The 14,906-nt window shown below is 66.6% G+C and carries 14 protein-coding genes and 1 pseudogene; 4 read left to right on the forward strand and 11 right to left on the reverse strand.

All coding sequences use genetic code 11. The features are described from left to right. Positions 1-23: 23 nt before the first annotated feature. The 6 genes from rsmA to lptF are packed head-to-tail and all read right to left on the reverse strand — an operon-like array spanning position 24 to position 7,466. On the reverse strand, positions 24-860 hold the full coding sequence (rsmA, locus tag KO516_RS19975; protein ID WP_216005557.1) for a 16S rRNA (adenine(1518)-N(6)/adenine(1519)-N(6))-dimethyltransferase RsmA: 837 nt from the start codon (positions 858-860) through the stop codon (positions 24-26). Positions 861-888: 28 nt separating this feature from the next. Continuing rightward, positions 889-1,863 carry a 4-hydroxythreonine-4-phosphate dehydrogenase PdxA gene (gene pdxA / locus KO516_RS19980; RefSeq protein WP_216005558.1) on the reverse strand — a complete coding sequence of 325 codons (975 nt, stop codon included), beginning with the start codon at positions 1,861-1,863 and terminating at the stop codon, positions 889-891. Next, the gene (locus tag KO516_RS19985; RefSeq protein WP_216005559.1) at positions 1,860-3,104 is read right to left on the reverse strand and encodes a peptidylprolyl isomerase; all 1,245 of its coding nucleotides are present in this window, start codon (positions 3,102-3,104) and stop codon (positions 1,860-1,862) included. The genes pdxA and KO516_RS19985 overlap by 4 nt, the downstream gene beginning before the upstream one ends. Further along, positions 3,095-5,272, reverse strand: coding sequence for an LPS-assembly protein LptD (locus KO516_RS19990; RefSeq protein WP_216005560.1), 2,178 nt, complete (start codon positions 5,270-5,272; stop codon positions 3,095-3,097). The genes KO516_RS19985 and KO516_RS19990 overlap by 10 nt, the downstream gene beginning before the upstream one ends. Further along, positions 5,269-6,363, reverse strand: a complete 1,095-nt coding sequence (gene lptG / locus KO516_RS19995) for an LPS export ABC transporter permease LptG (protein ID WP_216005561.1) — start codon at positions 6,361-6,363, stop codon at positions 5,269-5,271. The genes KO516_RS19990 and lptG overlap by 4 nt, the downstream gene beginning before the upstream one ends. Continuing rightward, entirely contained in the window at positions 6,360-7,466 is a 1,107-nt protein-coding gene (lptF, locus tag KO516_RS20000) for an LPS export ABC transporter permease LptF (protein ID WP_216005562.1), read from the reverse strand. The genes lptG and lptF overlap by 4 nt, the downstream gene beginning before the upstream one ends. Before the next feature lie 150 nt (positions 7,467-7,616). On the opposite strand from lptF, the gene KO516_RS20005 reads away from it, so the two are divergent. From KO516_RS20005 to KO516_RS20015, 3 genes are all read left to right on the forward strand, one after another. Further along, positions 7,617-9,125 carry a leucyl aminopeptidase gene (locus tag KO516_RS20005; RefSeq protein WP_216005563.1) on the forward strand — a complete coding sequence of 503 codons (1,509 nt, stop codon included), beginning with the start codon at positions 7,617-7,619 and terminating at the stop codon, positions 9,123-9,125. A gap of 37 nt (positions 9,126-9,162) precedes the next feature. Further along, a complete protein-coding gene (locus tag KO516_RS20010) occupies positions 9,163-9,621 on the forward strand; it encodes a DNA polymerase III subunit chi (RefSeq protein ID WP_216005564.1) in 459 nt (152 codons plus the stop codon). A gap of 141 nt (positions 9,622-9,762) precedes the next feature. Then, positions 9,763-11,988 (forward strand): molybdopterin-dependent oxidoreductase, encoded by a 2,226-nt coding sequence (locus KO516_RS20015; RefSeq protein ID WP_216005565.1) that lies wholly within the window; start codon positions 9,763-9,765, stop codon positions 11,986-11,988. 5 nt (positions 11,989-11,993) lie between these two features. Here the strand turns inward: KO516_RS20015 and KO516_RS20020 are convergent, their stop codons facing one another. Genes KO516_RS20020 through KO516_RS24430 form a run of 5 tightly spaced genes read right to left on the reverse strand, consistent with a single transcriptional unit; the run spans position 11,994 to position 14,064 of the window. After that, positions 11,994-12,536: a hypothetical protein gene (locus tag KO516_RS20020; protein ID WP_252737729.1), complete on the reverse strand. Its 543-nt coding sequence runs from the start codon at positions 12,534-12,536 to the stop codon at positions 11,994-11,996. Further along, positions 12,533-12,664, reverse strand: coding sequence for a hypothetical protein (locus tag KO516_RS24605; RefSeq protein WP_256444198.1), 132 nt, complete (start codon positions 12,662-12,664; stop codon positions 12,533-12,535). The genes KO516_RS20020 and KO516_RS24605 overlap by 4 nt, the downstream gene beginning before the upstream one ends. After that, positions 12,661-13,215: a hypothetical protein gene (locus KO516_RS20030; protein ID WP_252737730.1), complete on the reverse strand. Its 555-nt coding sequence runs from the start codon at positions 13,213-13,215 to the stop codon at positions 12,661-12,663. Before KO516_RS20030 ends, KO516_RS24605 begins: the two co-directional genes overlap by 4 nt. Then, positions 13,215-13,445: a hypothetical protein gene (locus KO516_RS24425; protein WP_252737731.1), complete on the reverse strand. Its 231-nt coding sequence runs from the start codon at positions 13,443-13,445 to the stop codon at positions 13,215-13,217. The genes KO516_RS20030 and KO516_RS24425 overlap by 1 nt, the downstream gene beginning before the upstream one ends. Further along, the gene (locus KO516_RS24430) at positions 13,408-14,064 is read right to left on the reverse strand and encodes a hypothetical protein (RefSeq protein ID WP_252737732.1); all 657 of its coding nucleotides are present in this window, start codon (positions 14,062-14,064) and stop codon (positions 13,408-13,410) included. The genes KO516_RS24425 and KO516_RS24430 overlap by 38 nt, the downstream gene beginning before the upstream one ends. Before the next feature lie 379 nt (positions 14,065-14,443). Here KO516_RS24430 and KO516_RS20045 point away from each other — a divergent pair. Beyond that, a pseudogene (locus tag KO516_RS20045) lies at positions 14,444-14,836 on the forward strand (ABC transporter ATP-binding protein); the annotation flags it as partial. Positions 14,837-14,906 lie beyond the last annotated feature (70 nt).

Genomic DNA, 14,906 nt, shown 5'->3' on the forward strand with positions numbered 1-14,906 from the left:
TCAGGATGTGGGGTGGGGCCAGATCAGGCCAGTTCGCGCGCCAAGGCGCAGAACTGTTCCAGCGACAGCTGTTCGGCACGCTCGGTCGGCTCGATTCCCGCCGCGCGGAGCCGATCTTCGATATCGGGCGCAAGCCCCTTGAGGGCGGCGCGCAGCATCTTGCGGCGCTGGTTGAACGCCGCCGCAACGACGCGTTCCAGCACCTTGCGATCCGCCGGAAAGCGCGGCTCGGGCAGGGCCTTCAGATGCACCACCGCCGAGGCGACCTTGGGCGGCGGCGTGAAGGCTCCCGGCGGCAGCGACAGGACGATGCGCGCCTCGGCCCGCCATTGCGCCAGAACCGCCAACCGCCCGTAGGCCTTCGATCCCGGCGCGGCGACGATGCGTTCGGCCACCTCGCGCTGGAACATAAGCGTCAGGCTCTGCCAGAACGGCGGCCAGATGTCGGGCGTGAGCCAGCGCACCAGAAGCTCGGTGCCGACGTTATAGGGCAGGTTGGCGCAGATCGCGATCGGCGGGGTGAGATGCGCCAGCGGGTCGATCTCCAGCGCATCGCCCGAGATCACCTCGAGCCGTCCGGGCCAGGCCGCGCCGATCTCGGCCAGGGCCGGCAGGCAGCGTTCGTCTTTCTCGATGGCCAGCACCCGGCGCGCGCCCTCGGCCAGCAGCCCGCGTGTCAATCCGCCCGGTCCGGGGCCGATTTCCAGCACATCCATTCCCGACAGATCGCCCGCCTGCCGCGCGATCTTGGCGGTCAGGTTCAGGTCGAGCAGAAAGTTCTGCCCCAGCGATTTCTTCGCCGACAGCCCGTGCGAGGCGATCACCTCGCGCAGGGGGGGCAGCCCGTCTATGGCGCTCATGTCTTCATCTTTCCAATAGCGGCGCGGCTCACGCCTTGCCCCCGGCCATGCGCCACGCCATCTTCAGCGCCTCGATGGTCGAAGACGGATCGGCAAGGCCTTGCCCGGCGATGCCAAAGGCGGTGCCGTGGTCGGGCGAGGTGCGCACAAAGGGCAGCCCCAGCGTGACGTTGACGCCGCTGTCAAAGGCCAGCGTCTTGATCGGAATAAGCGCCTGATCGTGATACATGCAGACCGCAGCGTCATAACCGGCGCGGGCCTTGGCATGAAACATCGTGTCAGCAGGCAGCGGGCCGATCAGATCGAAGCCCTCGGCGCGCAGCTTGTCCAGCACCGGAATGATCAGGGTGATCTCTTCGCGGCCCATGCGCCCGCCTTCGCCTGCGTGCGGGTTCAGCCCGGCGATGGCGATGCGCGGCGCGGGAATGCCGAATTGCGTGATCAGCGCGTCGCGGGTGATGCGCAGCCGCTTTTCCAGCAGCTGAGGCGTCAGCGCGGCGGGCACATCCGCCAGCGCGATGTGAATGGTCACCGGCACCACCCGCAGCGCGTCCGAGGCAAGCATCATCACCACCTCGTCGGCCCCGGCCAGCGCTGCCAGATATTCGGTGTGGCCGGGGTAGGCAAAGCCAGCGCCCTCGGCCAGCGCCTGTTTCGAGATTGGCAGCGTGCACAGCGCGCTGCAGGCGCCCTCCTGCACCAACGAAACGCCGCGCGCGATGCTGTCGATCACCCCGGCGGCCTGCGCGGGCTGGGGCACGCCGGGCACGCGCGGGCCGGGAATGTCCAGCGGCAGCACCGGAAGGCCGTCATGCACCGCATCGGCGGCCTCGTCGATCGAGGACAGCACCACATGGGGCACAGTGCCGGGCAGATGCGCGGGCGCGCCGATGTAGACAAAGGGCAGCGACGCCCCAAGGGCGTGCCAAGCGGATTCGGCCAGCTCGGGCGCGATGCCCGACGGCTCGCCGCAGCTCAGCGCGATGGGCGCGGGCGTGCTCATTCCCCGACGATGCGGGCGTTGGCGCGCAGCTGCGCAAGGTAGCTGTCCGACAACGCCCCAAGGCGCTGGTTGCGCAGACCCATCTCGACAGTGTTGCGATCGGCGTCCTCGGCAACCTTGGCGGTGCGCCCGCACAGCATCAGGAACATCAGCGTCTGCCCGTTCGAGCGGGTCAGCGCGGTCGACACCTCGCCGGGATCGAGCTTGGACAGCTCGAAGGCCACATCGGTCGGCAGCTGCGACGGCGGCAGCGTCTCGCGGGTGAGCACCGAGGCAGGCTGCCCCTTGGCAATGCCATAGAGATCGTCGCAGCGATCGACGCGTTGCGCCAGCACGCGGGCCTTGGCCAGCGTTTCGGTGCTGCGCCCACCGGCCATGTAATAGGCGGCGTATTCGACCGAGGCGATCTCGGGCGGCGTGTAACCTGCCTCTTCGATGTCGCGCAGCTGGAACAGCGCAACCGCGCCTTGCAGCGGGATCGGCGCGGTGACCTCCCCGGGCGACAGCGCCATCAGGATCGAGCGCAACTGCGGCGGCAGCTCGTCAAGCGCCTTCCACGGCAGGCGGCCGCCATTGTCACGGGTCGCGGTGGCGGAATATTGCCGTGCCGCAGCCGAGAATTCGGCAGTCGAGGTGGTCTGCGCCAGACGCTCGGCGCGGGCCTGAACCGCGGCGGCCTCTTGCGGCTGTGCCGGCATGATGATCTCGGACAGCAGCAGGCGCACGTTGGACTGCCCGCCAGCCCCGCTCAGCGCCCGGTCGATCTCGGTCTGCGAAATGGCGCTTTGCCCGCCGAATCTCGCCTGAACCAGCTGGCGCCACGACAGGCCGGCCTGCACAAAATCGCGGAAAGTCTGCTCGGCCACGCCCTCGCTTGCCAGCGCGGCGGTGAAGGCTTCGCGCGACAGATTGGCGCGTCCGGCGAATTCTTCCATGCCGTCAAGCACGTCCTGTTCGCTGGGGGTGATCCCGGCGGCGCGCGACGCCTGAAGCCGCAGCCGGTCTTCGATCAGCTGTTCGCGGGCCATCTTGGACGGATCGCCCGGCGCGTTCAGCACGGTAAGCATGCGGGCGCGTTGCTCGATCTCGTAATTGGTGATCACGGAGTCATCGACGGTGATCGCCGGAGCGAACAGGTTCTGAGCATGGGCGGGGGTCGGGGCGGCAATCGGGGCGGCGCAAAGCGCCAGCGTCGCGCAGAGCGCCACGGGCCGGATCAGCCGGGCAAAGGTCATTTGCATGTGCGTCGATACTCCTTGTCGCTGCCCGCAGTGCCGAACCCTGTCAGCGCGACCGAAAGGCCAAAGTCCGTCGACGGCTCGACGTTGGTCGAGGACGCGAACTCGCGCAGCACGGTAAAGTCCACCTGGACGCATTCATTGCGGTATTGCAGGCCAATCCCGCTGCGGTCAACCCGCTGGTCTGCAAGGTCGTAGCTCCATTCGCCAGAGGTCGTCCAGTGGCGGCTGACGCGGTAGCTGCCCTCGACGGTCCATTCGGCCTGTCCCTCGTCGCGATCCTCGCCCGGGTCCTCGACAAGCATCACGTAGGTGGCGGAAAATTCGGTAAGATCGTTGGACCACGACGCGCGCCCCTCGGCCTTGTCGAAGCTGCCGTGGTCGTCCATCAGCCCGCGTGCCGAGATCGACAGGCCGAGCGGGTTGATGAACCCGCCCGAAATCAGCCAATCGGATTCGGTGCCCGACAGCCCCGAGGACAGCGTGAACTCGCTGTCGGCATCCTCGCGCCATAGACGCCCGAGGGTCAGGTTGGATGACCAGCCCGACGGCGCCTCGTGGACCCAGCGCAGACCGGCGGCAAGCATTCGGCCGCGTTCACGCCGATCGGCAGCGGGATAGCGTGACAGGCTCAGCAGGTTGGCTTCGTCGAATTCGACGCGGGTGCTTTCGTCATTGGGGATGTTGGGCCTCTCGTTGCCCACCCAGCCGTACATCATCACCGGTTCCAGCAGCGTTTTCGCCCCAGAGCTGGAGCGGCGCACAAGGGGCCAGCGCAGTTCCACCGATGCCGCGGGGGTGAGGACCGAGGCGTTCTCATCGGCATTGGCATCGTCGTAAACCTTGAACCGGTCAGCCCACAGATAGGCATTCGTCCCGACCCGGATGCCGCCCGCAACGGTCCAGCGGCGCTGCCAGCTGGCCTCGGCGCTAAGCCGGGCCATGTCGCGCCCGTCCACGGCGCTGTCGTCGTCAGGGCCGTCGACGTCGACATTGCTGCGCCGGTAATGGGCGTGCCCCTCGACACCAAGGCGCAGCTCGCCGCCGAGCCACCCGCCGGGAAAGAACCTCTGTTCCCAGGCCGTGTCGTAGATCGCCGACGGCTGCTTGTCGTCTTCTTCGGAGGCGAGCAGATATTCGTAATAGGTCAGGCTGGTCTCGACGTAGGTGTCGGGCTTGTAGCGCCCGAGCGTGATTTCCGAGATCAGCAGCTCGTCGTCGTCGCCGTAATCGTAATCGTTGAAGTAGCTGTCGTCCGAGACCGACTGCGTTTCAAAATCGAGCTTGAAATCGTTGCGCAGCCCGAATTCCCCTTCGAGGAAAAGATAGCCGCGCGTTTTGTCCGGCACGAGCGTGTCGCTGCTGAACGCGCCGTTCGCTTCGATGCTGCCATTGGTAAAGGCCTGCCGGTAGCGCAGTTCCATGGTGCGGGTTTCGGACGACAGGTAGGGCGTGACGGTCAGGTCCTTGCTGTCGCCGATGGGGATGAAATAGGGCAGGCGCACACCCGTTCCCAGCAATGTGGTCGATTCGAAGGTCGGGGTCAGGAACCCGCGCGCCCGCGTCAGGCTTGGGTCGGGCAGGCGCAGCTGTGGCCACCAGAACACCGGCACGTCGAGCACGCGCAGCTGCGCGCCTTCGAACCACATCTGACGGGCGTCCTCGTCATGGATCACCCGGTCAGCGCGGATCTGCCACAGCGGCACATCGTTGGCGCCGCAGACCTGACAGGAGGTCACGGACACACGGTTGAGCTGGGTGTAACTGCCATCGATCCGCTGCGCCTCGACGGCGGCCAGCTGAAGCTGGTCGTCCATCACCATGCGCGCGCCCTTGAGCAGCCCGTTGCGGAAATCCTCGTCCAGCTCGGCAGTATCGGCCAGCAGCAGATTTCCGCTCGCGTCGGTGATGCGGATCGGGCCTTCGATGGACAGCGTACCGCTGCCCTGATCAAAGACGATGCGGCTCGCCATCAGCCGCATGCCCCCTTGCAGCGCCTCGACATTGCCGGTGGCAACAAGGCGCTTGTCGCTTTCGACAAAGACGCTGTCGGCGATCAGCAGCGCCGGTTCCGACGCGGCGTCGGCATCCGCGCCAAGGGTGGTGGTCTGGGCATGGGCGGCGTTTGCGAGAAACGCCGCCAGCACAAGGGGGAGGAACCTGCGTGTCATCCGTCCTCCATTTGCAGAACGAGGCCCAATGCCAGCAACAGCGAGGCAACGGGCGGAATCCAAGCGGCGAGAACCGGGGGCAGTTGCCCGTTCTCACCCATGATCTGCGCAAAATTGCGCACGTAATACAGGCCAAAGCCCATCAGCACCGCGCCGAGCACATAGAGCCCGGTGCGGCCCAGACGGGCGGGACGCATGGTGAACCCCGCCGCCACCAGCACCATGGCGACCAGAAACACCGGACGGGCCAGTTCCATCTGCAACCAGACCTCGTAGCGCCGGGCGGAAAAGCCAGCCTCTTCGAGCCCGTTGATGAAGGCGGGAAGATCCCAGATTGCCACCGCCGAAGGCTGGCCGAAGCGGTCGCGGATGTCATCTTGCGTCAGGGTCGAGGGCAGGCGCATCTCGGTATGGCTCTGGGCGCTGACCTCGGGGTTCTCGCCGGGGAGCAGCTGCCATTCCTTGGCATCGCTCAGCACCCATGCGCCGGTGTCCAGCCGCGCTTCAGCCGCAACGATGCGCCGCTCCGGCCCGCCATCGGGCGTGTAGGCAAGAAAGCTGGTGTCATACAGAATGGTCGCATCGGGGTTGGCGCGTTCGGCATGAATGACCACCTGCCCATCTTCGCCGCCCTGACGCAGCCACAGCCCCTCGCGCCCGATCGACACCACAGAGGCCCCGTGGCTTTCATAGCTTTCGGTCAGATCGCTGGCCCGTTTCGACGTGGCCGCCACCAGCGGGTTGAGGATCGCCACCGTCAGCCCCGAGATCACCAGCGCCACGGCCACCGGCCCGGCCAGTGCCACCAGCCCCGAGCGGCCCGCCGCGCGCACCACCACCAGCTCGGACGAGCGCGCGAGCATCAGGAACAGCGCCGCCGTGGCAAGGATCATCACCAGCGGAAGGATCTCGTAGATGCCGCCGGGCAGCTTCAGCACCGTCACCCATGTCACCTGCCCGAAGCTGGCGCTGCCGGCGAACTGGCGCAGCTGTTCGACCAGATCGAGCAGGCCGAGGAACAGCGCGAACACCCCGAGGATCGACAGGAACATCATCGCGAAGCGGCGGGCGAAATAGATGTGCAGCGTCATGTCGTGGCCTCTCGCGGGGCGCAGCCGGGACGGAAATTGCGCGAGGCCCGCGCCAGCAGCCCCCCGGCGATGACGATGCCGGTCAGGCTGGGCAGATAGACCAGCGGCCACAGCGCTGCATTGGCCCGCACCGGCGTGTTGACCGCCGATTCCACCAGCTTGACCAGCACCAGAAGGAAGATCGCACCGACGATCTGCCTCGTGACCCCGAAGCGCGAGAAATTGGCAGACATCAGCGACGCATAGCCGATCAGCGCGGCGACGATGCAAAGCAGCGGCTGCTCGAAGCGGCCATGAGCCTCTTGCAGCACCTCGCCGGGGCTGTCATCGACCTCTGTGGCGACGGCGTCGGTCTGGGTCAGCAGCTCCCATGTCGGGATTTGCCGGGCGCGGCGGCGCGGCGTGCTGCCGATGCTTACCAGATCCGAGATGTCATAGGTCAGGTCGGTGAAATTGGTCATCGACAGCGTCGCGTCATCCTCGCGGTATTCCTGCGCCAGCCCGGTGCGCATGGTCAGCCGGGTGCCCTCGTCGTCGCGCAGCACATAGGCGCGCTCGGCGGTATAGGTCATCACCCGCCCCGCAGAGCGGCGATCCGACAGGTAGACATCGCGCAGCTCGCCCGCGGGGGTGATCTGCCGGATGTAAAAGGTGACGCCGCGCGTAGGATGCAGAAAGGTGCCCTCGTGCAGCAGCCGGGCCGATACCGAGGCTGAGATTTCCGACTCGCGCTGGCGCAGCGTACCGCTGGCGCTTGGCACCAGCACATGCGCCAGCACCGAGGCCATCAGCGCCACGATCACCCCGAACACCAGCACCGGCCGCGCCAGTCGCCACGGCGACAGCCCGGCGGCCTTGAGCACCGTCAGCTCGGATTCGTTCGACATGCGGTTGGTCACATAGACAGCGGCGCCAAAGGCCGCCATCGGCATCACCATGGCAATCACCGCCGGAAGGCTCAGCAAGGTGAATTCAAGGAAGATCCCCGCCGAATGCCCATCAGTGATCAGATCGTCGAACAGACTGACCGACGCGTTCACCCAATAGACCATGACAAGGACCAGCGCGAAGAAGCTGAACACAACCATGAGCTGCGACAGCATGTATCTGTCGAATCTCTGCACCGCCTGCCGCCCCTTCGCTTCTTTTTCTTCGCCTGCATCCTAGCGCCTCGTCTCGTGATCGAAAAGCTGCCTCTGGTCAATGGTGGCGGGCCGCTCTACCACTTGTGGCAACAATGACAGGAGATCCTGATGACCCAATTGCGCGAGATCAGCTTTGCAGAACCCGACCTTGATGCGCTGGCCGGATGCGAGGGGCGCGTTGCCGTGTTCATCAACGCGGCCGGCCAGCTTGGCAAGGGGGCGCGGCGCATCAACCGGCTGACCCGCGGGGCGCTGGCGCGACTGGTCGAGGATGACAGCTGGGGCAAGGCCGCTGCGGGCAGCGTGACGAGCCTGCGGTTTCCGTCGGGCATGGCGGCGCTGGCAATCGACGTGGTCAAGATCGAGCGCCGCCCGGAGGTGATCGAGGCGCGCAAGGCGGGCGCGGCGCTGGCGATTGCGGTGGGGGCATCGGGTGTGACGCTGGTGGGTGACACGCAGGGGCAGCTGCCACAGGTGGCGCTTGGGCTGGCGCTGCGCGGTTATGCCTTCACCGATCACAAGAGCGACAAGGGCAAGGCGCCGGCCCCGGCCTTGGTGCTGTGTTCCAAGCCCGGCGACATGCAGGCGGCCATCGCGCCGCTGCTGGCGGTCGCCTCGGGCGTGCTGTTCACACGTGATCTGGTGAACGAGCCGTCCAACGTGCTGACCACCACCGAATTCGCCGCCCGCCTCGAGGCGCTGCGCGAGATCGGTGTCGAGGTCGAGGTGCTGGACGAGCCGCAGCTTGCCGAGCTGGGCATGGGCGCGCTGCTGGCCGTGGGGCAGGGGTCGGCCTCCCCGACCAAAGTGGTGGTGATGCGCTGGCGCGGCTCGGACGATGCGCCGCTGGCGCTGATCGGCAAGGGCGTGGTGTTTGACACCGGGGGTATCTCGCTCAAGCCGGCGGCGGGCATGGAAGACATGACCATGGATATGGGCGGCGCGGGCACCGTCGCGGGGGTGATGAAGGCGCTGGCGCTGCGCAAGGCGCGCGCCCATGTGGTTGGCGTGGTTGGAATCGTCGAGAACATGCCCTCGGGCACCGCGACCCGTCCGGGCGATGTGGTGCGCTCGATGAAGGGCGACACTATCGAGGTGATCAACACCGACGCCGAGGGCCGCCTCGTGCTGGCCGATGTGCTGTGGTACGCGCAGGAACATCTCGCCCCCGCCGCGATGGTCGATTTGGCAACCCTGACCGGGGCCTGCATCGTGGCGCTGGGGCATGAGAACGCAGCGGTTTTCGCCAATCAGGACGGCTTTGCCAATGGCTTCCTGCGGGCCGCCGAGGCTGAGGGCGAGGGGGCATGGCGGATGCCGATGGGCAAGGCCTATGACGCGCTGATGGATTCGGCGATTGCCGACATGAAGAATTCCTTCGGGCGTCCGGCGGGCTCGATCACCGCGGCGCAGTTCCTGCGGCGCTTCGTGCGCGAAGACATGCCGTGGGTGCATCTGGACATCGCCGGGGTGGCATCGCGCAAGACGCCGTCGGATCTGGCGCCCAAGGGCGCGACGGGCTGGGGCGTTCTGGCGCTTGACCGGCTGGTGCGCGACCGGTTCGAGGCCCCCGCGCCGATGGCCAAAAATCCTGATGCCGGGCAAGATCCGGCATGATCCATTCGAAGACGCGGCGTGATGGGGGCCGGGCCTGATGGGCGCTGCGATGTTCTATCATCTGACCCAGCGCCCGCTGGAGGCGACGCTGCCGGTGCTGCTTGAACGCTCGCTGGCGGCGGGCTGGCGGGTGGCGGTGCGCGGCGTCGATCCGGGCCGGATCGACTGGCTGGATCAGAAGCTGTGGCTTGGCGCTGAGGACGGGTTCTTGCCGCATGGGGTTGCGGGCGGGCCGCATGATGCGTTGCAGCCGGTGTTGCTGACGGTGCAGAGCGCACTGCCCAACGATCCCGCCTGCCTGATGTCGGTGGACGGCGCCGAGGTGTCGGCGGAAGAGGTCGCGGCGATGGAGCGGGTCTGCGTGCTGTTCGATGGGTTCGATGAGCGGGCGCTGGACCGGGCACGGGCTCAGTGGCGGGCGCTGAAATCGGCCGGGTGCAAGGCGCAGTACTGGTCCGAGGAATCGGGGCGTTGGGAAAAGAAGGCCGAGACCTGAGCCTGTGGTGGGCGCCGAGGGGGGCCAGCCCCCCGCCTACGGCTCCCCCCGGAGTTTACCGGGCAAGATGAAGACGGGGGCGGCGCCCCTTTGTGAGATGAAGACGGGGTTTGCGGCCCCTTGAGACGACGGAGCGCGGGCATGACGGACTGGCAGGTGACATCGAGCCATTGGGGCGCCTTTGAAGCGCGGGTCGAGGACGGGCGGATGGTGGCGACGCGGCCCTTTGCCGCCGATCCCTCGCCCACGCGCATCCCCGAGGCAGTGCCGGCGGCGGTGCATCACCGGTTGCGGGTGGCGCGCCCTTCGGTGCGGCGCGGCTGGCTGACGTCGCGCGAGCGGGCCGGGCGGGGCAGCGACGAATTTGTCGAATTGCCATGGGACGAGGCGCTGGACATTGCGGCGGCCGAGATCGGGCGCGTCCGCGCAGAGCATGGCAACGAGGCGATCTATGGCGGCTCTTACGGCTGGAGTTCGGCCGGGAGGTTTCACCATGCGCAAAGTCAGGTGCACCGGTTTCTCAACAGCATCGGCGGCTATGTGGCCTCGTTCGGCAGCTATTCCACCGGCTGCGCCCAATCGATCATGCCGCATGTCTTTGGCATCGATTTTCTGTCGTTTCTGTACAGCCATCAGGATGGCTGGAAGACCATTTGCGATCACACCGAGACGCTGGTGATGTTTGGCGGCGTCAATCAGAAGAACGCGCAGGTCAGCATGGGCGGCGTGACCGAGCATGAGACCGAAGGCTGGTTCGGGCGCTTTGCCGACAAGGGGATGGTGCGGGTGAACGTCGGGCCTCAGCGCGGGGATGCACCCGAGGGCTGTGACTGGCTGCCGGTGCGGCCCGGCTCGGACACGGCGCTGATGCTGGGGCTGGCTTATGTGCTGGAAACCGAAGATCTGGCCGATCGCGATTTTCTGGCGCGCTGCTGCGAGGGTTACGAGCGGTTCCGCCTCTATCTGCTGGGCGAGAGCGACGGGGTGGCAAAATCGCCGGACTGGGCGTCAGCGCTTTGCGGGGTTGCGCCGGGGGCCATCGTCGCGCTGGCCCGGCGCATGGCATCGACCCGGTGTTTCATCACCGTGGCATGGTCTTTGCAGCGCGGCGAGCGCGGCGAGCAGCCTTACTGGATGTCCGCCGTTCTGGCGGCGATGCTGGGACAGATGGGGCTTCCGGGCGGTGGCGTCGGCTATGGCTACGGCGCGATTGGCGGTGTTGGCAAGACCATGCGCGCGGTTGGCGGCATGACCTTGCCGCAGGGCATCAACCCGGTGCGCCGGGCGATTCCGGTGGCGCGGGTTGCCGACATGCTGCGCCAGCCCGGCGGCCCCTATCAGTTCAACGGTCGGAACGAGACCTATCCCGATATCCGGCTGATCTGCTGGGCGGGGGGCAACCCGTATCATCACCATCAGGATCTCAACGCCCTGCACGAGGCGTGGAAGACCCCGGAGACGATCATCGTCAACGAGCCGTGGTGGACCGCCACCGCCAAACGCGCCGACATCGTCTTTCCCGCCACCACGCCTTATGAGCGCGAGGATATCGGCCGTTCGAGCATGGATGACTACCTGTTCCACATGCCCGCGCTGGTGCCGCCGCAAGGCGAGGCGCGCGACGATTACGACATCTACGCCGGGCTGGCCGAGCGGCTGGGCGCGGGCGCGGATTTCACCGAGGGGCGCAGCGCGGCCGAGTGGATCGCGCATCTGTATGAGGGGTTTCGCGCCGGGGCTGGCGATCTGGATCTGCCGGATCTGGACAGTTTGCGCGCGCGCAACTGGATGCGTCTGCCGATCCGCGAGGATGGTGCGCCGCGCAGCCTGTTCCGCCAGTTCCGCGCAGACCCCGAGGCGCATCCGCTTGGCACGCCCTCGGGGCGGATCGAGATCTTTTCGCAGACCATCGACAGCTTTGGCTATGACGATTGTCCCGGCCATCCGACATGGCTGCCGCCCGCCGAATGGCTGGGCGCCGCGACGGCGGAGGCGCCCTTGCATATGGTCTCGCCCCAGCCCGGCGACAAGCTGCACAGCCAGCTTGAGGCGGCGCTGGCCGATGCCCCCGGGGCGCGCCCGGAAACGCTGCTGATCCATCCCGAGGATGCCGCCGCGCGCGGCATTGCCACGGGCGATCTGCTGCGGGTGCACAACGCGCGCGGCAGCGTCCGGGCCCGCGCCCGGGTCACCGACGATATCCTGAGCGGAGTCGTCGCGCTGCCGACCGGTGCGTGGTACGGCGATCCGGGCGGGCAGATCGACCCGAATGGCAACCCCAACGTGCTGACGCGCGATGTGGGCACCTCGCGCCTTGCGCAGGGGTGCAGCGCCCACAGCGCGCTGGTCGAGGTGTCGCGGCTCTGACGCGGTCAGAGCGGGATCTGCGCGATCATCCGCTCCAGTCGTTCCATGGCGCGCACCTCGTCGCCGATGTCGGGCACATCGCGCGACTCGCCCCGCAACAGCGCGGCCATATCGGCCAGCAGTGGGGCGTAGCCCTTGTGATCCTCGTTGGCGGCGGCGGTGAAATTGGGCCGCCAGCAAAGCGTGTCAGAGGCCGGGTCCAGCACCGCGCCGGGATCGTCGGCCTTGAACGGCGGGTCGCGATACAGCGCCACGTCGATGATATTGTCGACATGCAGGCGGGTGTGATCGCCCATGATGCGGATTTTCTCCATCGGGGTGCCGCGCGATTGCACCGTGCCCATGACGATATTGCCGATCTTGCCCTGCGGCGTGGTGAAATTCAGGTGCAACAATAGCTTGCCGGGTCTGGGGGGCACCGAGCGCACCGTCATGTCGCCGAAATCCTCGCCCGCGAACCATGGGATCAGATCCATGTAATGTACGCAGTGATGCAGGAAGAATCCGGTGTAATCGGTCTGTCCTTCGAAATAGCCCGACGCGGTCATCCGCCCGCCGGAACGGTACCAGCGAGATCGGCCCGCCGTAAGCCTACCTGCGCCAGCGCGCGCATCACTGCGGGCCAGTCGATATGGCCGGTGCCGTCATCCGAGGCCACCGAGCGCTGCGTGCTCACCCGTGCGGCCAGAACGGTGAAGATGCCCGCACCCTAGGCTGCGCGTTGCGCCCGCCAAGGGTCAATGCATAGAGATACTCGTTCCACGCGGTGATGAAGAAATAGATTCCGGTGGCGATGATCAGTGCCAGATGGGTGTCGAGCAGCCCCAGCACCCGCATCAGCACGAACAACGGCAGGATCAGCAGCATCAGCGGGAACATGTTGATCAGCGGGAATTGCAGCATCAGGATACGCTTGCCGCGAAAGTTGAAGCGCGAAAAGTTGTAGGCGGCGGTGACGCTCAGCCCCAGGCCGACCACGACTGTGCCGCCTGCCACGATGAAGCTGTCCAGAAGGTTGTCGCCAGACCCCACGGTGCGGAGCAGGCGGGTGTAAATCTCAAACGTGGCGTTGAGCAGCGACGGGCCTTCAGTGAACAGTGTTTCCTGCGGGCTGAGCGAGATCAGCGCCATCCACAGATACGGGCCAAGGGTAAAGCACGGGATCGCCAGCATCGGCAGGTCGGCGGTTAGGATGCGGCGGGCGGTGGTGACACGGTGCCGGGCCATCAGCTCGCCGTCTTTCCGGTGCGCCGCAGATAGACCACCACGACATCGATCAGCAGCAGGGCGGTGATCAGCACCAGCGCCAGCTGCGCCGGGATCGTGGTGCACATCCAGATGATGGTGTGCCTGAGCGATATCCAGAACACCTCGTCGGCCAGCGCCGCCTTGAAATTGTCGAGCCCGTCCCAGGTGAAATCATTGGGCCGGAACAGCACGTAGTCGTGCAGGCCCATCCACGTGGCCTGCAGCATCGGCAAAAAGGCGATGGCCAGAGTCACCAGCACAGCGGGGGGAGAGCATCGCGTAGGTCAGGATCTGGTGGCCCAGAGAGGCGCGCGGGCGGGGGTGCTTGAGGCATGTCTCATGGTCGCGTCCGTCATGAGGCACGTCGCTTTTGCCATCGGGAAAGGGGCGCCTGGCCGAGGGGCAGTCGTTGAACAGCGCGTCGATCTTTTCGTTCATCTGCGCCGGTTCGATGTCGCCGGTCAGCACGCGCTGCATTTCGGTTGGCCAGACGGTGTTGACAAAATCCGCCGTGGCCGAGCTGCTGGGCAGTATGTGGGTAAAGGGCAGGCTGTCCATCGTCGCCTTGACGAAGTGCTGGGGGTGCAGTGTCCAGTTTTCGCTGTCGGCCTTGACCACCGGCAGCTGGCCGGTCGCCTCGTTGAAGATTGTGTTGTTGCCTTCGCTCGACAGGAAGCTGATCCACTTCCATGCTGCCTTGGGGTCTTCGGCATTGGCCATCACCGCAGTGCTTTTATCGCCAAAGCTGGTCCACTGGCCGCCGCCGCAGGCAGGCTTCGGCGCGCCCGTCGGCTTGTCGGCATTGTCGAAATGGTACCAGAAGCGCACCGTGCTGCGGCCTGCGCCAGGCCGGCGCACAGGCTCAGCGTGGTGGCCAGCGCCATTGTCAGTCGTCTCATGTGTCTCTCCTCCGTGTTGTCCACTTCTCCCGTGGCGGTGAATTCAGCCTGTGATCGCGGCAAAGGCCGCGCCGGCGGCGTTGAGGTAGAGCGGCGGCAGCGCCCGCAGCGCTTCGTCCAAGGCGGCGAGCGGTGCGGGTCTCCTCACGCGTGTGCCAATCCCAATAGTGCATCATCTTGCCACGGGTCAGGCCGGGGCCGTCGGCGTGCTGGTGAGAACTTGGCGTTTCGAAATCCGCGCCATAGACGCCGTAAAACAGCAGCCCGCAGGCGGGGCTGGCCCCGCGCGGCATCAGCGCCAGCTCAAGATCAAGGCGCGGGTGCAACAGGCGACGGACGTGCTGCAGGTCGGTGCTGAGCTCGATCGCAAGCCGGGGCAGCTGTCGGGAGGGCAGCGCCAGCGGGTCGCCATGGGCCGGGCCATCGTGCGCGAGCCCTCGGTGTTCCTGTTCGACGAACCGCTGAGCAACCTCGATGCCAAGCTGCGGGTCTAGATGCGCACCCAGATCAAACGCCTGCACGCTATGCTGGGCACCACCACCATCTATGTCACCCATGATCAGACCGAGGCGATGACGCTGGCCGACAAGGTTGTGGTGCTGCAAGCGGGGCGGATCGTGCAGGAAGGCCCGCCGATGGAGCTGTATTCCCGCCCCAACTGCCGCTTTGTCGCGGAATTCATCGGCTCGCCGCAGATGAACATCTTCTCGGGGGGCTTGATCGCTCGGGCGCGGTGCCGCTTCTGCGCATGCAGGGCGCGGCCATCGGGCT

It is taken from the genome of Citreicella sp. C3M06 (assembly GCF_018860705.1).
Lineage (GTDB): Bacteria > Pseudomonadota > Alphaproteobacteria > Rhodobacterales > Rhodobacteraceae > Salipiger.